Origin of the sequence: Phytoactinopolyspora limicola (assembly GCF_011320225.1) — a bacterium.
GTDB classification, from domain to species: domain Bacteria; phylum Actinomycetota; class Actinomycetes; order Jiangellales; family Jiangellaceae; genus Phytoactinopolyspora; species Phytoactinopolyspora limicola.
Genome location: NZ_JAAOEN010000013.1, coordinates 41,013 through 62,606, shown reverse-complemented (window position 1 = coordinate 62,606; position 21,594 = coordinate 41,013). Strand labels below are relative to the sequence as shown.

Annotated in this window: 15 protein-coding genes; 7 read left to right on the top strand and 8 right to left on the bottom strand. The window is 67.3% G+C overall.

The genetic code is table 11. The features are described 5' to 3' along the window. Genes G8760_RS23050 through G8760_RS23040 form a run of 3 tightly spaced genes read left to right on the top strand, consistent with a single transcriptional unit; the run spans nucleotide 1 to nucleotide 3,565 of the window. Nucleotides 1–1,431 carry an ADP-ribosylglycohydrolase family protein gene (locus G8760_RS23050; protein WP_166355189.1) on the top strand — a complete coding sequence of 477 codons (1,431 nt, stop codon included), beginning with the start codon at nucleotides 1–3 and terminating at the stop codon, nucleotides 1,429–1,431. Beyond that, nucleotides 1,428–2,357, top strand: a complete 930-nt coding sequence (locus tag G8760_RS23045; protein WP_166355188.1) for a ribokinase — start codon at nucleotides 1,428–1,430, stop codon at nucleotides 2,355–2,357. Before G8760_RS23050 ends, G8760_RS23045 begins: the two co-directional genes overlap by 4 nt. A gap of 17 nt (nucleotides 2,358–2,374) precedes the next feature. After that, nucleotides 2,375–3,565 carry a CaiB/BaiF CoA transferase family protein gene (locus G8760_RS23040; protein WP_246222661.1) on the top strand — a complete coding sequence of 397 codons (1,191 nt, stop codon included), beginning with the start codon at nucleotides 2,375–2,377 and terminating at the stop codon, nucleotides 3,563–3,565. Between the two features lie 78 nt (nucleotides 3,566–3,643). Here G8760_RS23040 and G8760_RS23035 read toward each other — a convergent pair whose 3' ends face one another. Further along, nucleotides 3,644–4,627, bottom strand: a complete 984-nt coding sequence (locus G8760_RS23035; protein WP_166355186.1) for an Rpn family recombination-promoting nuclease/putative transposase — start codon at nucleotides 4,625–4,627, stop codon at nucleotides 3,644–3,646. A 149-nt stretch (nucleotides 4,628–4,776) separates the two neighbouring features. Here G8760_RS23035 and G8760_RS23030 point away from each other — a divergent pair, with 149 nt between their 5' ends. Both G8760_RS23030 and G8760_RS23025 read left to right on the top strand, forming a co-directional pair. Next, a complete protein-coding gene (locus G8760_RS23030; RefSeq protein ID WP_166355185.1) occupies nucleotides 4,777–5,613 on the top strand; it encodes an HpcH/HpaI aldolase/citrate lyase family protein in 837 nt (278 codons plus the stop codon). Between the two features lie 317 nt (nucleotides 5,614–5,930). Further along, nucleotides 5,931–8,696: a S8 family serine peptidase gene (locus G8760_RS23025; RefSeq protein WP_166355184.1), complete on the top strand. Its 2,766-nt coding sequence runs from the start codon at nucleotides 5,931–5,933 to the stop codon at nucleotides 8,694–8,696. Between the two features lie 11 nt (nucleotides 8,697–8,707). On the opposite strand, the gene G8760_RS23020 is transcribed toward G8760_RS23025, so the two are convergent. The 6 genes from G8760_RS23020 to G8760_RS22995 all read right to left on the bottom strand — a co-directional run bounded on the left by G8760_RS23020 (nucleotide 8,708) and on the right by G8760_RS22995 (nucleotide 18,181). Then, entirely contained in the window at nucleotides 8,708–9,850 is a 1,143-nt protein-coding gene (locus G8760_RS23020; protein WP_166355183.1) for a glycerophosphodiester phosphodiesterase family protein, read from the bottom strand. A 141-nt stretch (nucleotides 9,851–9,991) separates the two neighbouring features. Beyond that, the gene (locus tag G8760_RS23015) at nucleotides 9,992–10,921 is read right to left on the bottom strand and encodes a type IV toxin-antitoxin system AbiEi family antitoxin domain-containing protein (RefSeq protein WP_166355182.1); all 930 of its coding nucleotides are present in this window, start codon (nucleotides 10,919–10,921) and stop codon (nucleotides 9,992–9,994) included. 300 nt (nucleotides 10,922–11,221) lie between these two features. Then, on the bottom strand, nucleotides 11,222–13,075 hold the full coding sequence (gene glgB, locus G8760_RS23010) for a 1,4-alpha-glucan branching protein GlgB (protein ID WP_166355181.1): 1,854 nt from the start codon (nucleotides 13,073–13,075) through the stop codon (nucleotides 11,222–11,224). Beyond that, nucleotides 13,075–14,481 (bottom strand): maltokinase N-terminal cap-like domain-containing protein, encoded by a 1,407-nt coding sequence (locus tag G8760_RS23005; protein WP_166355246.1) that lies wholly within the window; start codon nucleotides 14,479–14,481, stop codon nucleotides 13,075–13,077. Before G8760_RS23005 ends, glgB begins: the two co-directional genes overlap by 1 nt. A gap of 2 nt (nucleotides 14,482–14,483) precedes the next feature. Beyond that, nucleotides 14,484–16,187 (bottom strand): maltose alpha-D-glucosyltransferase, encoded by a 1,704-nt coding sequence (treS, locus tag G8760_RS23000; protein WP_166355180.1) that lies wholly within the window; start codon nucleotides 16,185–16,187, stop codon nucleotides 14,484–14,486. Next, nucleotides 16,184–18,181, bottom strand: a complete 1,998-nt coding sequence (locus tag G8760_RS22995; RefSeq protein ID WP_166355179.1) for an alpha-1,4-glucan--maltose-1-phosphate maltosyltransferase — start codon at nucleotides 18,179–18,181, stop codon at nucleotides 16,184–16,186. The genes treS and G8760_RS22995 overlap by 4 nt, the downstream gene beginning before the upstream one ends. A 160-nt stretch (nucleotides 18,182–18,341) precedes the next feature. Between G8760_RS22995 and glgP the strand changes: the two genes are divergently transcribed. Then, nucleotides 18,342–20,903 (top strand): alpha-glucan family phosphorylase, encoded by a 2,562-nt coding sequence (gene glgP, locus G8760_RS22990; RefSeq protein ID WP_166355178.1) that lies wholly within the window; start codon nucleotides 18,342–18,344, stop codon nucleotides 20,901–20,903. Here the strand turns inward: glgP and G8760_RS22985 are convergent. Further along, the gene (locus tag G8760_RS22985) at nucleotides 20,892–21,077 is read right to left on the bottom strand and encodes a hypothetical protein (RefSeq protein ID WP_166355177.1); all 186 of its coding nucleotides are present in this window, start codon (nucleotides 21,075–21,077) and stop codon (nucleotides 20,892–20,894) included. The genes glgP and G8760_RS22985 overlap by 12 nt on opposite strands. Before the next feature lie 42 nt (nucleotides 21,078–21,119). Between G8760_RS22985 and G8760_RS22980 the strand changes: the two genes are divergently transcribed. After that, nucleotides 21,120–21,518: a UTRA domain-containing protein gene (locus G8760_RS22980; protein WP_166355176.1), complete on the top strand. Its 399-nt coding sequence runs from the start codon at nucleotides 21,120–21,122 to the stop codon at nucleotides 21,516–21,518. Nucleotides 21,519–21,594: the final 76 nt, after the last annotated feature.

The window sequence follows — 21,594 nt, the reverse complement described above, 5'->3', positions numbered from 1 at the left end:
ATGCGACTGACCTGGGTACAACCGGAGGACCTGGTGGGGCATGCGCTGCACCGGGCTGTTGACGACGGTGTCGACGTCGCCGACCTGCGTGACCGGTGGCTGGCGGTCGGCGGTCATCCGGAACCCCTGCACTCCGGTGCGTCCAGTACACCAGGCACGGCGGAGCAACGGGAGGTGGCGGTAGAGATACTCGACGAGATCGATCAGCGGCCGGCACCGATCGAGACCACCGAGCCGACCGACCTGGACGCCATTCGGGCCGTGGCACCCGCGTTCGGTGTGCGGCCCGCCGGCCCGGCCAACCAGCTCGGCTCGGCCAGCCAACTCGGCTCGGTCAACCAGCTCGGCTCGGTCAACCAGCTCGGCTCGGCAGGCCTGCTCGACCGGATCCATGGCGCATGGACCGGCCGAGCGGCCGGTTGTCTGCTCGGCAAACCAGTGGAGAAGATCCCGCGCCGGGGGATTCGGGAGATCCTGGAGTCCACCGGGCGCTGGCCGCTCACCGGGTGGTTTACCGCCGAGGGGTTGTCGCCGGAGGTCGCCGCCCGGTGGCCGTGGAACCGGCGCAGCGCCCCGACCAGCCTGGCCGAGAACATCGACGGGATGCCCGAGGACGACGACCTCAACTTCCCCATGCTCAACCTTTCCCTCTTGGAACGCCATGGTGCGGCGCTGGACACCTCTGACGTCGCACAGGGATGGTTGGCTGAACTGCCGGCCGGCCGAGTGTTCACCGCCGAGCGGGTGGCGTACCGCAACCTGCTCCTGGGGATCGATCCACCTGCCACGGCGCGGGTGCGTAACCCGTTCCAGGATTGGATCGGCGCGCAGATCCGGGGTGACGTGTTCGGCTGGGTCTTTCCGGGGGAGCCGGCCCGGGCGGCTGAGCTGGCGTGGCGCGACGCGGTGCTCAGCCACACCCGCAACGGCGTGTACGGCGAGATGTTCGTCGCCGCTGCGTGCGCGGCGTCGCTGGTCGGGAGCACTGTCGATGACATCCTCGATGCTGGCTTGTCGGTGGTGCCGCCGGCGTCGCGGTACGCCGCCGCGGTCCGCTTCGCCCGCTCGCTGCCCGCGATATGCGCCGACTTCGAGGCGGCGGTGGACCTGATCGAGCAGCGCTACGGGCACCTGCATTGGGTTCACGTGCTGAATAACACCGCGCTGATGGTTACCGCCCTCGTGTTCGGGGAAGGAGACTTCGGGCGGTCGGTGACGTTAGCCGTCAGTGGCGGGTGGGACACCGACTCCAACGGCGCGACCGTAGGTTCACTCCTTGGTGGACTGTCGGGGTTGTCCTCCTTGCCGGAATACTGGGTCGCGCCGATGCGCAACCGGGTGGCCTCGTCGTTGCCCGGTTACGACGGCATCGGTTTCGACAGGCTCGCCCGGCGCACCCTCGCCGTGTCCGGGCGGATAGGAGTGACATGAGCGAGACATCCATCGTCGTCTTAGGTAGCGCGAACATGGACCTGGTGGTGAGCGCCGACCGGGCACCACAGCTGGGAGAAACCGTTACCGGACGCACCTTCCGCACCGTGCCCGGTGGTAAGGGCGCCAACCAGGCCCTCGCCGCCGCCCGCGCGGGCGCCAACGTCCAATTCCTCGGTGCCGTCGGCGCTGACGAATACGGCCACCGGATCCGCCAACTGCTGGCCGCCGAGGGCGTCGAGATCAGTGGCCTCGTCGACGCCCCCGAGCCGACCGGAACCGCGCACATCACCGTCGACGGCGCCGGTAGCAACTCGATCATCGTGGTGCCGGGAGCCAACGGCACGGTGACAACCCTCACCGACGAGCACCGCGGGATCATCTCCGGCGCCACGATGCTGCTACTGCAACTGGAACTACCGTTGAAGCTCGTGGCTCAGGCCGCGGCGTTCGCCCGGTGGGCCGGGGTGCGCACGGTGCTGACCCCGGCGCCGGTCGTGCCGTTGCCCGACGGGCTGCTGGACAACGTCGACGTGCTGGTCGCCAATGAGCACGAGGCCGGGGTGGTGGCCGGCCGGACCGGAGGCGTCACATCGGCGGACCAGGCCAGCGAGGTCGCGGCCGTCGTGGCGAAGCGGGTCCGCGAGGTGGTGGTGACGCTGGGGGAGCAGGGTGCGGTGCATGCGGCCACCGGCGCCGACCCGCTACGGGTACCCGCCTTCACCGTCGACGCCGTCGACACCACCGCGGCTGGGGACACCTTCGTGGGAGTGCTGGCCGCCGGCCTGGTCGACGGGCTGGAGACGGCGGCCGCGCTGCGCCGCGCCTCGGCTGCCGCCGCACTGGCCGTGCAGCGTTTCGGGGCGTCCACCTCGATGCCCAGCCGCCGGGAAATCGATCGTTTCCTCGCCGACCGGGATACCTGACCGACGAAAGGATGACGATGAACGACGGGCCACTGGCCGGGCTGCGGGTGGTCGATGCGTCGACGCTGTTCGCGGGGCCGCTGACGGCGATGCACCTGGGTGACATGGGGGCCGAGGTCATCAAGGTCGAGCACCCACGGCGACCCGATCCCGCCCGGGGCCACGGCGCCGCCAAGGCCGGGCACAATCTCTGGTCCAAAACACTGGGCCGGAACAAGCGAGCGGTCACGGTGGATCTTTCGCGGCCGGCCGGGCAAGAGGTGTTCACCCGGCTTGCGGCAGGGGCCGACGTCGTCGTCGAGAACTTTCGGCCGGACACGCTGGAGCGGTGGAATCTGGGATACGACCGGCTGTCCGCGCACAACTCCGGCCTGGTGCTGGCCCGGCTGACCGGGTTCGGCCAGATCGGTCCGTACCGGCGCCGGCCCGGGTTCGGAACACTGGCCGAGGCGATGAGTGGGTTCGCCGCGATGACCGGCGAACCAGATGGCCCGCCGACGCTGCCGCCGTTCGGGCTGGCCGACGGGATCGCCTCCCTGGCCGCCGCGTACGCCATCATGACGGCGCTGCACACCCGGCAGGCGACGGGCCGTGGACAGGTGGTCGATCTGGCCATCGTCGAACCGATGCTGGCGATGCTCGGTCCACAGATCAGCCAGTGGGATCAGCTCGGCACGGTGCAACCGCGCACGGGCAACCGGTCGGTGAACAACGCACCGCGCAACACATATGAGTGCGCCGACGGCCGCTGGGTGGCGATCTCCACGAGTTCCCAGAACATCGCCGAACGGGTGATGCGCCTGGTCGGGCGCCCCGACGTCATAGACCAGCCCTGGTTCGCCACCGGTGCGGGGCGGGTGGAGCACGCCGACGAACTCGACATCGCGGTGGCGGCGTGGGTGGGGCAACGCCCTCGGGGCGAGGTGATCGACGAGTTCGAGAAGGCGGAGGCCGCCGTCGCCCCCATCTACGACGCGTCGGACGTCGTCGAAGACCCGCAATTCGCCGCGCTCGGCACGGTGGTGCGGATGGATGATCCGGACCTCGGCGAGATCGCCATGCAGAATGTGTTGTTCCGGCTGTCGGAGACACCCGGCCGGGTGCGGTTCACCGGCCGGGCCCACGGCGCGGACACCGATGACGTGCTGCGTGAACTCGGCTACCACGCCGAGGACGTACTTTCACTCCGCGAGGCCGGCACCGTCTGACCTTGTGCCGCGGCCGACGTATCGACGACAAGGGCCGCCGGAGCGTTCATGTCGGCCGTATAGCGCGGCACACTCGTGTCACGCGCGCAGGACGTCGTCCAGCGTGTGGGCGGTGAGGACACGTGCGGTCCAGGTCTCGAGTTGGTCGGTGGACGCGGACTGCACGGCGGCGTGAACGGCGGCGGGCGGTGGGCCGAACTTCAGGGTGAGAAGCTGTAGCAGCGCTCGGGCGTGGCCGCGAGCCTCTCCACGGGCTTCGCCGCGGGCTTCGCCTTCGGCGCGGAGCATGTCTGCGGTGGTCACATACGCCTCCTCTGCATCCGACCCCAGTTGGGCGAACAGCCGGTGTAGCTCGCTGGCGGGCGCCTCGCCCACAGCTCCAATGTACGTCAACAGTGTGATGAAGTGGTCGATGCCGCCGGGCTGCCGCAAGACGGCGCCCAACTCGTCGGTCCATTGCCGTAGGTCATCCGCCAGCCTGGGGTTGCCTGCGGCGATCTTGAGGAGGAGGAGCGTCATTCGGGTGGGCGGGGTGAGCGGCCGGGTTCGCAGAGCCCGTTCGTCGAGTCGGGTCAGATCGTCGAGCAGGAATCGGAACCGAGGCAGGTAACTCTCAACTGCATCGAGCACGTCACGGTCGAGGTCGATGAGGTCAATGACGTCAGTCGGGTCGGCCCACGGCGCGCGGTTGTGATGCATCACCAGTGGAATGACCGCGGGGAGGCGGGTTGTCTTGGGGCGTTCGCTGAGATAGCGGTCCCAGATCCGGACCACATAGTGCAACATCCGAAACGGCATGAGGGGATCGCCGCCGCTTTGATGTTCGACAAGAACGTAGATGAACGCCTGGTGGTCCTCTAGGGGCGCGGTGAAGAGCAAGTCCGAGTGCCGCCACCGCAGCGTGGTGTCGACGAAGCTGCCGGAAACCGGAGTCAGCCGGGTGAGATCGAGCCTGCTGAGCAGGGGAGCCGGCAAGACCGCGCGCAGCTGCGACGCGGCGTTGGCGGGGTCGCCAAGAACCCGGCGAAACACTGCGTCGTGGGGACTGGGTTGGGTCGACATGGTGGCCAACGTACCGGAAGATACTGACAGTAAATGAGCCGTAAAACAAGATAATGCGCTCTAACCAAGTCAATCACTAGATACATGACTCAAGCGCGAGAGGTCGGGGTGCCGTCCATGGAACGTCACCGGTGCAGGACACTTGGACCATGAGCATCGTGTTGACGCAGCTGTACGTACCAGCGGACCGTCCGGACCGGGTGCGAAAGGCACTAGCCGGTGACGCCGACGTCGTCATCATCGATCTGGAGGACGCGGTAGCACCCGCGGCGAAGGAATCCGCCCGACACGGCCTGCCGGAGCTGATCGCCGAGTTCCCAGGGCGGCCCACGCAGGTACGAGTCAACGCGGTGGGCACACCCTGGGGTGCCGCCGACCTCGTATTGATGGCCGCCCTGCCCACCCACGTCGAGCTGCGGCTGCCAATGGTGAACGCACCCGCCGACGTCGAGGCTGCCCGTGCCGAGGTGGGCGGGCGAGCCGTACACGTGCTGATCGAGACGGCCGCGGGGGTGGAAGCCGCGGGCGAGATCGCCCGTACCGATGGGGTTGCCTCGGTCGGTTTGGGGGAAGCGGACCTCGCCTCCGATCTAGGCGTGAGCACGGACGACGCGCTGGCGTGGTGTCGGCAGCGGATCCTCGTGGCGGCCCGGGCGGCTGGCTTACCTTCACCGTTGGCCCCGGTGTATCTGAACGTGCACGATCTCGACGGCCTCGCCGAATCGACTCGCCGCGCGCGGCAGTCGGGGTTCGTCGGGCGTGCGGCGATACATCCCCGGCAGCTACCGGTGATCGTCGCGGCGTTCGCGCCCGACCCGGACGAGGTGCAACGCGCCCGCGATGTGCTGGACAGCGTGGCGCAGGCGCAGGCTCGCGGGGACGGCACGTCGACCCTCCCGGACGGCAGCTTCCTGGATGTGGCCATGGTGGCCCAGGCCCGGCAGGTGATCGACCTCGACGAACGCACTAGCCGGCAGGACAGCTGACCGGCCTAGGGGGCCGTCGCGGCTTAACCGTGGTGAGCGGAGTGGAGTTGGTGCAGCGAAGGAGCGGCGGAGGTGTTGCTCTGGCGACACTGACGGCACTTCGATCACGCACCAACTTCGCTACGTGCAGTCGGGCTGTGAGGCACTAGCCCTGTGACAGGAGATCATTCTCAACTTGTTGTCGTTTCGTGACCATAAGTCAGTGCTCTGGCTCTTCCGTTGTGACCCGATGCGCCATATTTTTCGGCCTACGTGCCTATCGTGGTGGACCATCGCCGCGGAAGGCGCTCGTCGTCGATCAACGACAAGGAGCGGGAATGACGCGTCCACGACACAAGCCGAGCCGGCGGACCGGAACCCGGTACGCCGTCATCGGTGGGGTTGCCGCCGCAGGCATGCTGGTGACCACCATGGGAGTGCCTTTGGGCGGCGAGATCGCCGCGGCCGAGACCTCCGACCGATACCTGGGATCCATCGCCGACCTCAGCGACACCTCATCAGCCACGGACGACCTCGTGCACGAGTTGTCCGGGGCATGGTTCATCGAGCTGACCGAGCGGCCCACGGCCCGCGGCGGGCAACCGGCCACGGTCGACCGGCAGCAACGCCGGCTGCTGGCCGAGGCCGCCGACCTGCAAGCCGATCTCGACGTCCGCTACTCGTACCAGCGGCTGTGGAACGGCGTGTCGGTTGATGCGTCGGAGGCCGACATCGCTCGCATCAGTGAGTCCAGCGAAGTCGCGGCCGTCTACCCCGTCTTGACGGTAGCGGCGCCTGAGCCGGCTGAGTCCGTCGAGCCGGCCATGGAGTCCGCGCTCGGCATGACCGGCGCCGACGTCGCACAGAGTGAGCTCGGCCTGGACGGCACCGGGTTGCGGGTCGCCGTCATCGACTCCGGTATCGACTACGATCACCCAGACTTCGGTGGCTCCGGCGTCGACGGGGGCACCGACTTCCCCACCGCACGGGTGCCGTACGGCTACGACTTCGTGGGCGACACGTTCAACGCCGATCCATCGTCTCCGGCGTACTCGCCGCAGCCCCAACCCAACGACGACCCCGACGACTGCCAAGGCCACGGCACCCACGTGGCCGGCATCATCGGCGCCGACGGCGACCTGGCCGCCGACGGCGTGCGGGGGGTGGCTCCCGGTGCTGAACTCGGGGCCTACCGCGTCTTCGGCTGTGGCGGTTCGACCACCGCGGACATCATCCTGGCCGCACTCGAGATGTCGCACGCCGACGGTATGCACGTGGTGAACATGAGCCTCGGCGCGGCGTTCGCTACCTGGCCGCAGTATCCGACGTCGGTGGCCAGCGACGCCCTAGCCGCCGAAGGTGTCGTGGTGGTCGCGTCGATCGGCAACAGTGGCGCGGGCGGCACGTGGTCGGCTGGCTCCCCTGGTGTAGGGGACGACGTAATCGGCGTCGCCTCCTACGACAACGCGCGGTTCTCCGCCCGCGCCTTCCGCGCGGCGCCCGACGACCAACTCATGGGTTTCCGCGACGCGACCGCGGCCCCGCCCGCACCGGATGAGGGCGAGTTGCTCCTGAGCCGCACCGGGACCCCGGACTCCCCACAGGACGCGTGTGACGCCGCCGGTCCACTTCCGGACCTGTCCGGAACCGGTGCGCTGGTCCGTCGGGGAGAATGCCCGTTCTACGAGAAGGCGATCAACGCGCAGAACGCGGGTGCCAGCGCTGTCGTGATGTACAACAACGTGCCCGGTAGCTTCGCCCCGACCGTTCAGGCGCCGTCGCCGGAGCACCCTGAGGTGACCATCCCGGTGGTGGCTATCTCCCAGTCCGACGGACACGAGTTGGACAGCCGCGTCGCGGCCGGCGAGACCACCCTCACCTGGACCGATGAGCGGACCGTCGTCGAGAATGTCACCGGCGGGCTGATCTCCTCGTTCAGCTCGTACGGTATGACCGCCGACCTGAAGATGAAGCCTGACATCGGTGCCCCCGGTGGGCTGATCCGGTCGACGTACCCGCTGGAGAAGGACGGCTACGCGGTGGCATCGGGCACGTCGATGTCTGCCCCACACGTGGCCGGAGCCGTGGCGCTGTTGCTGGAGGCCCGGCCGGACACCGATCCCGGTGACGTACGGAGCTTGCTGCAGAACCACGCGGTTCCCGCCGACTGGTCGCTGATGCCGGGTGAGGGTTACATCGAACCCGTGCACCGGCAAGGTGCCGGCATGCTAGCCATCGACACCGCCATCCTGGCCGAAACCTCGGTGAACCCCGGGAAGTTGTCGCTCGGGGACAGCTCCGACGGCCCGGTCACCACCACCCTCACCGTCAGCAACGACGGCGACACTCCGGTGATCTACGAGCTGTCCGCCATCGACGCGGTGACCACGGCCGGGCCACCCCACACGCCGCAGTTCTTCCTCGGCGGCGCGGGTGTCGACTTCGGCACCGACACCGTCACGGTTCCCGCGGGTGCCACGGTGGACCTGCCCGTCACCATCACCGCCCCGGACAGCCCGGAGCATGGCCAGTACGGCGGGTATCTGCTGCTCACGCCAGAGGACGGCGACACCCTCCGGGTGCCATTCGCCGGCCTGGTGGGCGACTATCAGGACATCGAGGTCCTCGATCCGGCGACCGGCCTGCCTATGCTCGGCCAGGTCGATACGTGTGATCGGTTCGTCGGGATCGATTGCACGATGAACGCCACCTACCACCAACACCCGGACGGCGCGACGTTCACCATGGACGGCCCGGAGAACATGCCGGTGATCATGGTGAACCGCAAGTACCCGGCCGAGAACCTGCGGCTGGAACTGTTCCGGGCCCGCGCCGATGGCAGCGCCGGGCCGCCGGTCGTGGGGCGGCACAACACCGTCCTGTCGTTGGACTATCTCGGCCGTAGTGGTAGTGCTGTCGCCTTCAACGCCTACGCGTGGGACGGCACCCGCACGGTAGGCCGCCGCGGCGTCTCGGTCGACGTGCCCGACGGCCGGTACGTCCTACGGCTGAGTGTGCTCAAGCCGATGGGTGATCCGGACAACCCGGACCACGTCGAGACCTGGGACTCCCCGGTTATCACGGTGGACCGTACGGGTAGCTGACCGGCCGCTCGCTACGGGGCTGGGACGTACGACGTTGCGTCCCAGCCCCGCGGCGCCCGGTAGCCGTGCGGCAGCTTGTAGCCGTATTCACTCATCACCTCGCGCAACCGGTCCGGATAATCGGTGATGATGCCATCGACGCCGTCTTCGATCAGCTTGCGCATGGTGGGGTGATCGTTGATGGTCCAGGGGATGACGGCGAGCCCCAGGTCGTGTGCCTCTGCCACCATGTCCGCGGTGACGTAGGGCTGGTAACCAGGATCGTCGATGCCGCCGCCCCAGCCGTGTACGGGTGAGAACGCGTCCGCTCCGAAAGACGCTACGGCCGGCAGCGGATTGCCGCCGAAGTCGTCGATGTCGATGCCACCGAGCCAGGGTGACGCGCCTGGCTGGCCGATCTGCAGGAACGTGTAGTTGGTCAACGCCACGATCGGCAGCCGGGGCTCCACCTCGCGCATGCGCATTAGCGTTCCCCAGTCGAAGCTCTGAATCGTCACCTGGCCGAGCATCCGGGCCGCGCGGATGTCGTTGACGACAACCTGAACGAATTCCTCCCGAGGCGCCGTCTCATGTGGCGCTCCGGCCTCGACCTTGGTTTCGACGTTGAGTGTGACGCCGTACGCACGATACCGGTGGATGAGGTCGAAGACCTCGCTGAGCAGAGGCATCTTCGCGCCAGGTGCGGCCTGCTGGTCCGGGAAGTTCGGCAGGGTCTGCGCGCCGCAATCCATGGTGCGAACCTGGGCCAGAGTCAGGTCTTTGATGTATTTACCCACGTACGGGAACTGCGGGTCGCCATCGAACAGTGGCTCAGCATCCATACACCGGGTGCCCGAGACGCGGCGGTCATGGGTGACAACGGCGTAGCCATCCCTGGTGATCTGGATATCGAGTTCTAGTGTGCTGACACCGAGTTCGATCGCGTTCTCGAAGGCCGGCAGGGTGCTCTCCACCATGAGCCCGATGCCGCCTCGGTGCGCCTGGAGGTCGAACCGGTTGTCGACGGGTTTGTTCAGATTCAGCCAGGTGGTCTTCGACGCGATGGCGGTCGGGGATGCCGGCCCGGTAGGTTGAGCTGCCGCTGTGCCGACCATGACGGGCGCCAGCGCTGCCGCGACGATACTGACGATCGTCGCCGTGAACCGTCGATTCATGTGTCTGTCCTCTCCGCTGCTTAAGAAGGGTCGCCGCATGACGTTGCCAGCTCGGGGCAACGAGAGGTGGGAGGTCAACGGTCTACAAGGTGACATCCGATCGAAGGGTCGCCCAGTGCGGTAGCGCCCTGCTGAGCGCGGTCAGGCATAACGTGCCCGTCGAGTAATGCCGACCTGAACTGCCGCCTCGATCTGCGCGAGGACGGCCGCGGGTTCAGAGCGTAGCCGGCGCGGTGAGATGGGGACGACGGTCCACCCCAGCGCGGCGTATCGTGCGCGGCGTTGCTCGGTGTGCTCCACGCGGTCGCCGTAGCGGTGCCACTCGGCTGAATCGATCTCGACCACGACGCGGGCGTCCGGCCAGCAGGCATCCGGAATTAGCGTCCCGTCGGTGACCCCGGGCAGGGGTACGTTCCAGCGCGGCTCGTCGAGGACGGAGGACTGGCGGACGAGATCTCTTAGTTCACATTCTGGTGCTGACCGGCAGCCGGCGGTGACGTCGTCGAGTGCGATCCGAATCTCGCGGGCACCTCGCCAGCGGGCCCCGCCCAGCGCGCTGCGCAGGGCGTCTGGGCTGGTGAGACCCTTCTGAACCGCCTCACAGATCAAGGCCCGGATGTCTTGCAGTGACGTTAGACGGATGCACGTATCGACAACCGCGCGTTCGGGTGGCGCCACTGGGAGGCCGCCGAGGACGTTGCGCCGCCCCGGCAGGCGACGGACCCGGCGGACGTGAGCGAACGATGTTGCCGCCCTCTGCACCGAGTTCGGCACGAGGACGGTGGCGATAGCCGCGGCGGGCACATAACGCAGCCCGTACGCACGGCATGCGTCAGCTCCCGAGACCACGGCGTCCGGGCCTGCGTACAGCAGCGCCGCGCGTAGCCGGTGGCGGGCCTGGAGTGGACCGGAAAAGGTGGCGTAGACGCCACGGGCGACACGTTGCCACCGGCCGCGCTCGAGGGTGTGCCGGAGAGCGGCTTTGCTCATCCCTGCCGCGAGCGCCTGACCACGAGTGACCAGCGCATCCTGGGTGCGGGCGATGGCGGCGATCTGGTCGGCAACGGTCATGGTTTCGACCTTGCCGTCGCCGCGACCGGCCCACCAGAGGCAGTTTGGGAAATGTGGATAACCGGTCACCTGGATGGTGACCCTGTGGATATGTCCCCGTCGGTTGTCAGGTCGGAGTGGAGTTGGTGCACCGAGTGGAGTTGGTGCGCCGTGGGGAGTGAGGGAGGTGCGGCTATGGCGACCCTTTCTCCGCTCCTCGCCTGCACCAACTCCACACTGTGCACCAACTCCACTCCGACCTGACAACGACCGGGGCAGATGGGTGGTGTTGGGGTGGAAGGGGGTGACTCCAGGGTGGGATCAGGCGGGCGTGAGCCAGAGGGTGCCCAGCGGCGGCACCCGGAGGGTGGTCGATGCCGGCCGGCCGTGCCAGGGTTCGTCGTCGGCCTCTACCTGGCCCCAGTTGCCGACGCCGGAGCCGGTGTACACGTCGGCGTCGGTGTTCACCACCTCGCGCCAGGCACCGGCCAGCGGCAGGCCGAGGCGGTACTGCTCGTGCGGCATTGGCGAGAAGTTGGTGACGCAGGCCAGCATCGAACCATCGGAGCCAAACCGCAGGAAGCTGAAGACGTTGCCGGTGGCGTCGTTGGCATCGATCCACTGGAATCCGGCCGGATCGGCATCGAGTGACCACAGCGCCGGGTGCTCCCGGTACACCCGGTTGAGGTCGCCCACGAGCCGGCGTAGCCCAGCGTGGTCGGGAGAGTCGAGCAACCACCAGTCGAGTTCCCCGGACTCCGCCCACTCCGATTCCTGGCCGAACTCGCCACCCATGAACAGCAGTTGTTTGCCCGGGTGGGCCCACATGTAGGCGTAGAAGGCGCGGAGTGTGGCGAGTTGCTGCCAGCGGTCGCCGGGGATCTTGCGCAGCAGCGATCCCTTCCCGTGGACGACCTCGTCGTGGGAGAGCGGCAGGACGAAGTTCTCGCTGTAGGCGTACATCATCGAGAACGTCATCTGATGATGGTGGTATTGGCGGTGGATCGGTTCGTGGGACAGGTAACTCAGGGAATCGTGCATCCAGCCCATGTTCCACTTCATGCCGAAGCCGAGGCCGCCGACGTGGGTGGGTTGGCTGACGCCGGGCCACGCGGTCGACTCCTCGGCGATCGTGACGATTCCCGGTACCGACTTGTAGGAGGTGGCGTTGGTTTCCTGGAGGAAGGTGATCGCGTCGAGGTTCTCCCGGCCGCCGTGCACATTGGGCAGCCAGGCCCCTTCTCCGCGTGAGTAGTCGAGGTACAACATCGACGCCACCGCATCGACCCGCAGCCCGTCCACGTGATATTCGGACAACCAGAACAACGCGTTGGCCACCAGGAAGTTGCGGACCTCGGGGCGCCCGTAGTCGAAGACATAGGTGCCCCAGTCAGGGTGTTCACCCCGGCGCGGGTCCGGGTGCTCGTACAACGGAGTGCCGTCGAACCGGGCCAGCGCCCACGTGTCCTTCGGGAAGTGGGCCGGAACCCAGTCGACGATCACCCCGATACCCGCCTGGTGCAGCTGGTCCACGAGGTACTTGAAGTCGTCCGGGGTGCCGAACCGGGCCGTGGGGGCGTAGTACGACGTCACCTGATACCCCCACGAGCCACCGTAAGGGTGTTCGGCCACCGGCAGCAGCTCTACGTGGGTGAACCCGAGGTCGCGGACGTACTCGCTGAGTTCGTCGGCCAGTTCACGGTAGGTGCGGCCGCGCCGCCACGACCCGAGGTGTACTTCGTACACCGTCATGGGGTGATCATGGGCGGTGGTGGAAGCGCGTCGGGCCATCCAGGCCGCGTCGTTCCAGACGTGCCGTGACTCGTGCACCACCGATGCCTGGGCCGGTGGAACCTCGGTGCGTCGGGCCATCGGATCGGCTTTCTCCCGCCACACGCCGTCGGCACCGAGGAGCTGATACTTGTACAGCGCGCCGTCGCCGATGCCGGGAACGAACCCGGTCCAGATCCCGCCACCAGTCAGCCGCAAGGGCGTGGAGATCCCGTCCCAATGGTTGAAGTCGCCGGCTACCCGGACCTCCCGAGCGTTCGGCGCCCACACCGCGAACGACGTGCCGGCCACGCCGTTCTCCGTCGTGACGTGGGCGCCGAGGACGTCCCACAGATGTTCGTGGCGGCCTTCGCCGATGAGGTGGAGATCGATGTCGCCGACCATCACGCCTCCTGGCTGGCGAGGCGTTCGACGGCGGTCATCGGGATCGGCAACCAGGACGGCCGGTACCGCGCCTCGTAGGCGACCTCGTACACCGCTTTGTCGATCTCGTAGGCGGTCAGGAGGGCGGCGTGCAGCCGCGGATCACCCGCTCCGGCCTGGGTGTAGCCGTCGCAGAACGCGTCGCGGTTGCGTTCGGCCCACTCGGTGGCCCGGTAGCTGATCTGGTCGTAGGCGGGGTGGTTGTGGTCATAGTCGGTGATCAGCAGGTACCTCGCCGCGTAGTCGAACGATCGGAGCATCCCGGCGACGTCCCGGATGGGAGAGTCGAGGGTGGTGCGTTCGGTTAGTGGCCGGGCCGGCTCACCCTCGAAGTCGACCAACTTCCAGCCCATCACGGTGCGCAACACCTGACCGAGGTGGTAGTCGCCGTGGACACGCTGGGTGGGGACTGGGTGGTCGACCCTCCGCAGTGCGTTTACCTGCGTGCGTAGCCGGGGCATATACGGCTCCAACTCGGGTACCACACCCACCGCTTGGTCGAGACGGCGCAGGATGAGGTCGGTTCGGGCCGCGAGGTCGGAAGCGCTGAACTGCCCGGTCGGTAGGACCTCGGCCATGGTCTTGTGAACGTGCCCGGTTGCTTCGCCGAGCCGGTGAGCCTCAGCGGCGAAGTCACCGCCGACCTCGTCGGCATGCAGATCGCCTTCGGCGTAGAGGTCGCGGACACTGGCGGCGGCCAGCGCCCATCCGTCGGAGGCGGTGGTGAGGTAGGTCTGCAACATGGCGAGGCTGGCGTGATGGTCCCCGCCGGCAGTGGTCCACCGACCATCCACCCAGCCCAGCAGCGGAGCCACATACCCACAACCTTCTCGGGTCAGCGCCGCATGGACCTCGACGTCGGGATTCAGGCCGGGCTGGACCCGCCGGAACACCTTGAGCAGGGCGACGTCGCCATAGGCGAGCGAGGTGTTGCTTTGCTCGACGGGCAGTGCCAGCGCGGACTCTCCCACCGGGATCTCGGCACCCGGCTCGGTGTGGAAGGTGAGATCGCCGACCCGCCGTCCGCCGTCGAGGAAGTACTCCAACAGGGCCTCGGTGGCGATCTTGTCATGTAACGCGTCATACACGTGGCCGGCCTCGACCTGGCCCACGTGGACATGGTCGAGGCGATCTTGTAGGTCACGATGGATGGCTAGGGGCACCTGATAGGTGTCGTGGTGCCCATCGCGGCGCACCTCGACCAACAGGTGCCAAACCCGTGGCTCGTCGTCGCGCAGCAACGTGGCGGACACGATGTGTACGTCGTCGACGGCCGACCGGCCCCCGAACCAGCGCTGATGCGTCAACCAGTCTCGCAGCAGGAGAACGGCCTCAGCCAGGGTCTCGTCGACGTCTATCTCCTCCATCGTCACGGCATCCCCTCCTCCGGCACTTCCATGAGCCGGAACCAATAGAAGCCATGAGGTCCAAGGGTCAGCAGGTATGGCAACTCACCGACGGTGGGGAAGCGTACGCCGCCGAGCAGCTCAACCGGCTGCGTACCCTCGAAACGGCGTAGGTCGAGTTCCACCGGCTGCGGGAATCGCGACAGGTTGTTCACGCACAACACGATGTCGTCGCCGAAGACCCGCACATACGACAACACGGTGGGGTTGGAACCACCGAGGTCGGTGAAGTCGCCCAACCCGAACGCAGGGTTCTGTTTGCGCACCTCGATCATCCGCCGGGTCCAGTGCAGCAACGACGACGAGTTGGTCATCTGGGCTTCCACGTTGGTCACCTGGTACCCATAGACCGCGTCCATAATCACCGGCAATGTGAGCCGGCCCGGATCGGAGGTGGAGAATCCCGCGTTGCGGTCGGGGGTCCATTGCATGGGGGTGCGCACCCCGTCCCGATCGCCTAGCCAGATGTTGTCGCCCATACCGATCTCGTCACCGTAGTACAGAACGGGGGAACCCGGCAGGGACAGCAGCATCGCGGTGAAGAGTTCGATCTGGTTGGTGTCGTTGTCGAGCAGGGGCGCCAGCCGCCGGCGGATGCCGATGTTGGCCTTCATCCGCGGGTCTTTCGCGTATTCGCTCCACATGTAGTCGCGGTCTTCGTCGCTGACCATCTCCAGCGTCAGCTCGTCGTGGTTGCGTAGGAAAATGCCCCACTGGCCACCCGACGGGATATCGGGTGTCTGGGCCATGATCTCGCTGATCGGGTAACGCGACTCGCGGCGCACCGCCATGAAGATGCGCGGCATGACCGGGAAGTGGAAGTTCATGTGGCATTCGTCGCCGCCGACGCTGGGATCACCGAAGTACTCGACGACGTCGGTGGGCCACTGGTTGGCCTCGCTGAGCAGCACGGTGTCGGGGAACTCGTCGTCGACCACCTTGCGGATCTGTTTGAGGAACGCGTGGGTGTCGGGCAGGTTCTCGCAGTTGGTCCCCTCGGCCTCGTAAAGGTAGGGCACGGCGTCGAGCCGGAAGCCGTCGACACCCAGGGTCAGCCAGAACCGCAACGCGTCGAGAATAGCCTCCCGCACCGCCGGGTTCTCGAAGTTCAGGTCCGGCTGGTGATTGAAGAAGCGGTGCCAGTAGTACTGCTTGCGCACGGGGTCGAACGTCCAGTTGGACGGTTCGGTGTCGACGAAGATGATCCGAGCGTCCGAGTAGCCGGTGTCGTCGTCGGCCCAGACGTAGAAGTCGCCATAGGGTCCGTCGGGATCCTGCCGGGAGGCCTGGAACCACGGATGTTGATCGCTGGTGTGGTTCATGACGAAGTCGATGATGACCCGCATGCCCCGTTCATGCGCGGTCTGGACGAAATCGGCGAACTCCTCGAGGGTGCCGAACTCGGGGAGGACGTTCTTGTAGTCAGCGACGTCGTAGCCGCCATCACGGAGCGGCGACGGGAAGAAGGGCGGCAGCCACAGGCAGTCGACACCCAGCCATTCCAGGTAGTCCAGCTTCTCCCGCAGCCCGCGGAGGTCGCCCACGCCGTCGCCGTTGGAGTCTTTGAACGAGCGCACCAGAACCTCGTAGAAGACGGCGCGTTTGAACCACTCGGGGTCGGTGCCGCGGGCCGGCAGGGCAGGCTGGTTCTGGGTGAGGTCGGTCATGGTTGCCACCGCCGGACGGTCAGGATGTGGGCGGACTCGACGGCGGGATCGAGGCGCACGTAGTTGTGCCGACCCCAGTGCCAGGTGGCGCCGGTCAGCTCGTCGTGTGCGGCGAAGGTCTCGTGCCAGTCCAGGCCCAACTCGGGCAGGTTGAGGGAGACGGTGGCCTCCCGCGGCGAATGCGGGTCGAGGTTGACGACGACGATCACGGTGTCTGCCTCGTCACCCGCTGGTAGTCGCTTCGAGAAGCAGATCATGTCGGGATTGTCGATGTCGTGGAAGCGCAGATTGCGCATCCGGTGCAAGGCAGGGTGGGCTCGGCGGATCTGATTCAGGCGAGTCAGATACGGCGCGAGCGTCTGTCCTTCCAGCGGCCCACCGGGCTCGTAAGCGGCCCAGTCGCGGGGCCGGTACTGGTACTTCTCCGAGTCGAGGTATTCCTCACTGCCGGGGCGGACGGCGACGTGCTCGTAAAGCTCGAAGCCCGAGTAGACACCCCACGTCGGTGCAAGCATCGCCGCAAGGGTGGCCCGGATCTTAAACGCGGCTGGTCCGCCGTACTGGAGGTAGGCATGCAGGATGTCAGGGGTGTTCACGAAGAGGTTCGGCCGCATGTAATGCGCGGACTCTCGTAGCTCCGTCAGGTACTCCGCCAGCTCGTCCTTCGCGTTCTTCCAGGTGAAGTACGTGTAGGACTGCTGAAACCCAACCTTGGCGAGGGTGTGCATCATGTCGTGCCGGGTGAACGCCTCGGACAGGAAGATGACATCGGGGTCGGTGCGGCGGATGTCGGCGAGCAGGCGGTGCCAGAAGCTGACCGGCTTGGTGTGGGGATTGTCGACCCGGAAGATCCGCACCCCGTAGGACATCCAGTGCCGCACGACCCGGCGGACCTCCGCGTAGATACCGTCGGGGTCGTTGTCGAAGTTCAGCGGGTAGATGTCCTGGTATTTCTTGGGGGGATTCTCGGCGTAGGCGATGCTGCCGTCGGCGCGGCGGGTGAACCACTCGGGGTGCTCGCGTGCCCAAGGATGGTCCGGTGACGCTTGCAGCGCCAGATCCAGGGCCACTTCGAGACCATTCTCTCGAGCCGCGTCGACGAAATCCGCGAAGTCTGCCAACGTCCCGAGCTCAGGGTGGATGGCGTCGTGCCCACCGTCGTCGGACCCGATGGCCCACGGCACTCCGGGGTCGTTCGGCCCGGCGTTCAGCGTATTGTTCGGCCCCTTCCGGAAGGTGGTGCCGATGGGGTGGATGGGAGGGAGGTAGACGACGTCGAATCCCATCGCGGCGACGGCTGGCAGTCGCTTCGCGGCGTCAGCGAACGTGCCCGACGTCCACGTTCCGTCGTCATGGCGGACCGCACCTTCCGAGCGCGGGAAGAACTCGTACCATGCCCCGTAGAGGGCCCGTTCCCGCTCCACCAGCAGTGGGAACGGACCGGCCTCGGTGACGAGGTCGCGCAGCGGGTCGATGGCCAGAACCGCGCGGACCGACGAATCGAGCGCCGCCGCCAGCCGAACCCGTGCCGGGCGTCGGGTGTCGCGTACCGCACGGGCGGCACCGCGCAGCAGGCGGCGTTGTTCGGTGCGGCCACGGGGGAGTGCCGTGGCTGCCCGTTCGAGGAGCAGGGCACCCTCGGTGAGCATCAGCTCCACGTCGATGCCGGCTTCGATCTTGATCTCCGCGGCATGTCGCCACGTGCCGAACGGGTCGGACCAGCCTTCGACCGTGAACGTCCACGGGCCCACGGTGTCTGGGGTCAGCTGGGCATGCCACCGGTCCAGGTGCTCCGGCCCGGTGCGGGTCATGTGAACCCGCTGCCGGACCCGGCCCTTGGGGTCGCGTAGTACCGCGGTGGCGGCCACGGCATCGTGGCCTTCACGGAAGACGGTGGCGGAGACGTCGAACGTCTCACCCGTGACCGCTTTGGCGGGGTATCTCCCGCACTCGATCACAGGGGCGACGTGGAGGATTGGAATACGGCCAGTCATCAGGTTCAACGCTACCCAGTTCGTGGGGTGGTGTAGCGCCGGAGGGGCAGGTTTCACGGGGGAGAATTCTTGCGCATCCCACCGGCCGTCCGGACGTAGGTTTCTCGCGTGTCGGCCCCCGCGTGCAATCTGGTGCCTGATGGGGATACCGTTTCCCGTCGTGCGAGCCATACGACGCCTGACCGTCCGGACCGTCTTGCCCGAGCCGTTGGCTCCGCTGGGTGAACTGGTCACCAATCTGCGCTGGTCGTGGCACACCCCCACGCAGCAGGTGTTCGCCTCGGTGGATGCCGAGGTATGGGAGCAGGTCCGGCACGACCCAGTACGGCTGTTGGGAGAGGTGCCCAACGGGCGGCTCGTCGAGCTGGCCGATGACGCCGGGTTTCTTGACCAGGTTCGGGCCGCCCACGACGACCTCCAGCGATACCTGACCGAGCCGCGGTGGTACCAAAGTGCCGACGGCGACGCGCCGTCCACCATCGCGTACTTCTCGCCGGAGTTCGGCATCACCCACGTGTTGCCGCAGTACTCCGGCGGCCTCGGGATTCTCGCCGGCGACCATCTGAAGGCCGCCAGCGACCTCGGCGTGCCGATCGTTGGCGTCGGGTTGCTGTACCGCCACGGGTACTTCGTCCAGTCGCTGTCTCGTGAGGGTTGGCAGCAGGAGCGTTACCCGGTGGTGGATCCGGACAACCTGCCGCTGACCCTCCTGCGCGAAGGCGACGGCACACCCACCCGGGTGCAGGTCGGCTTGCCCGGTGGACGGACCCTGGCGGCGGCGGTCTGGGTCGCCCAGGTGGGGCGGGTGCCGCTGCTGTTGCTCGACTCCAACGTCGAAGACAACGGTCCGGCCGAACGGGAGGTCACCGACCGGCTCTACGGAGGCACCGGCGAGCATCGCCTACTTCAGGAGATGCTGCTCGGCATCGGTGGCGTCCGGGCGCTGCGGACCTACACCCGGATCACCGGCGCTCCGGCGCCCGAGGTGTTCCATACCAATGAGGGCCACGCCGGATTCCTCGGCCTGGAACGCATCCGGGAGCTGACCGAGGACGCCGGGCTCGGGTTCGACGCCGCCCTGGAGGCCGCCCGGTCCGGGACCGTCTTCACCACGCATACCCCGGTGCCAGCGGGCATCGACCGCTTCCCGCGAGACCTGGTGCAGCAATACTTCGGCGGAGACAACGCGTCCCCCGGCGTGCCGGTGGAGCGGATCCTGTCGCTCGGGTCGGAGGACTATGACACCGGCGACCCGAGTGTGTTCAACATGGCGGTGATGGGCCTGCGGTTGGCGCAGCGAGCCAACGGTGTGAGCCGGCTGCACGGCCGGGTCAGCCGGGGGATGTTCTCCGGTTTGTGGCCGGCGTTCGACGAGAACGAGGTACCCATCACGTCGATCACCAACGGCGTGCACTCGCCGACCTGGGTAGCGCCAGAGGTGATGACACTCGGCGGCGAACTCGCCGACGGCAACGCCGACGTGGGCGACTGGGAAGCCGCGGTCGCCGCGATCTCGGACGAGTTGATCTGGTCCACCAAGCGCCAGTTGCGCGAACGCCTGGTCGCCGACGCCAGGCGGCGGCTGCGGGCGTCATGGCGGCGGCGGGGAGCTAGCGAGGCTGAACTCGGCTGGATCGACGATGCCCTCGACCCGGACATCCTCACCATCGGGTTCGCCCGGCGGGTTCCGTCGTACAAGCGGTTGACGCTGATGCTGCGCGACCCGCAACGGCTCAAGGCGCTTCTGTTGGATCCGGAGCGGCCGATCCAGATCGTCATCGCCGGCAAGGCGCATCCCGCCGACGACGGCGGCAAACGACTCATCCAGGAGATGGTCCGGTTCGCCGACGACCCCGAAGTGCGGCATCGGATCGTGTTCCTGCCGAACTACGACATGGCGATGGCGCTGCCTCTATACCCGGGCTGCGACGTGTGGTTGAACAACCCGCTGCGGCCCTACGAAGCGTGCGGCACGTCCGGCATGAAGGGAGCGCTCAACGGCGCGCTCAACCTATCCATCCGGGACGGCTGGTGGGACGAGTGGTTCGACGGCGAGAACGGCTGGGCCATCCCATCGGCTGAAGGTGTCGACGATACCGACCACCGGGACGATCTCGAGGCCGCCGCCCTGTACGACCTCGTCGAGCATGAGGTGGCGCCGCGTTTCTACGATGTGGACGACCGCGGGGTACCCAGCAGGTGGGTGGAGCTCATGCGGCACACCCTCACGTCACTCGGCCCGAAGGTGCAGGCCACTCGGATGGTACGGGAGTACGTCGAACGGCTCTACCGGCCAGCCGCCGAGTCTGGGCGGGCGCTGAACGCTGACTACGAAGGCGCGGTTGGACTTGCCGAATGGAAGCAGCGGGTGCGCTCGGCGTGGTCCGAGGTCGCCATCGAGCACGTCGAGAGCGACGCCTCCGACGTGTTCGAGATGGGTGAGCAACTCAAGCTGCGGGTCTTCGTCGCGCTCGGAACACTGAGCCCGGAGGACATCGACGTCCAGGTGGTGCACGGTCGGGTCGACGAACATGACCACCTGCGGGAGCCGCGGGTCGCGTCGCTGAGTGTCAGCGAAGGATACGAACCCGGCCGCCACCGGTTTGACGGGGACGTTGAGCTGGATCGCACCGGTCCGTTGGGTTATACGGTGCGGATCGTGCCGAAACACCCGTTGCTCAGTGGCGGCAGCGAACTCGGCTTGGCAGTCCTACCCGGCTGACCCCTTGCGTCCTGCCGCCGGTGGGTGGGAGCGCTCGCCGCGCAGGACGTTAGCTAGCTGTTCCAGCAGCTCGGGTATCCAGATAGCGGTGTCGAACACCGCGTCGGGCTCTACGTGGTTGACCCGAATGCGGTCGGCGGCCCATTCGAGCGCGGCGACGTTCTTGGTTGACACCAGAACCACCCGCCCGCCCCGCGGCGCCGCGGCGAGGTAGCGATGGAACTCGCCGAACGCTCTGACGACGGCGGGGGTGCGGACCGCTGGTTGCAGGCGGTGATTCCGGCACCGGGCGAGGCCGAGCTGCTCGACCTGACACCCGGCATGCCCGCACTCCGGATCGAGTCGATCAGCTGGGATGCGGACGACGTACCGTTCGAGTACTACCGAGGTTACGCCGCAGCGACCAATCCCGTTTCTACGTCGGCATCCGCTAAAACCCGTGCGGATTTTCTTAGAGGCCCCGCGAAGAGGGAGTCGCCGGGCTCGCGTTGCCCGGGCATGTCAGCTGATCGGCACTACCAACGTTGCTCGTCAGTCGACGCACAAACCCAGCGAGCCTCCTTCCTCCGCCTCGCTATCCAGCCGCCCGCCCCGATCCCTATCCGGCGCCCCTGATCGCGGGACCTCTTAAGGGCGATGAGGGGTCACCGCGACATCAGTTAAGCACCTTGACCTGTGGACGCTACGTGGT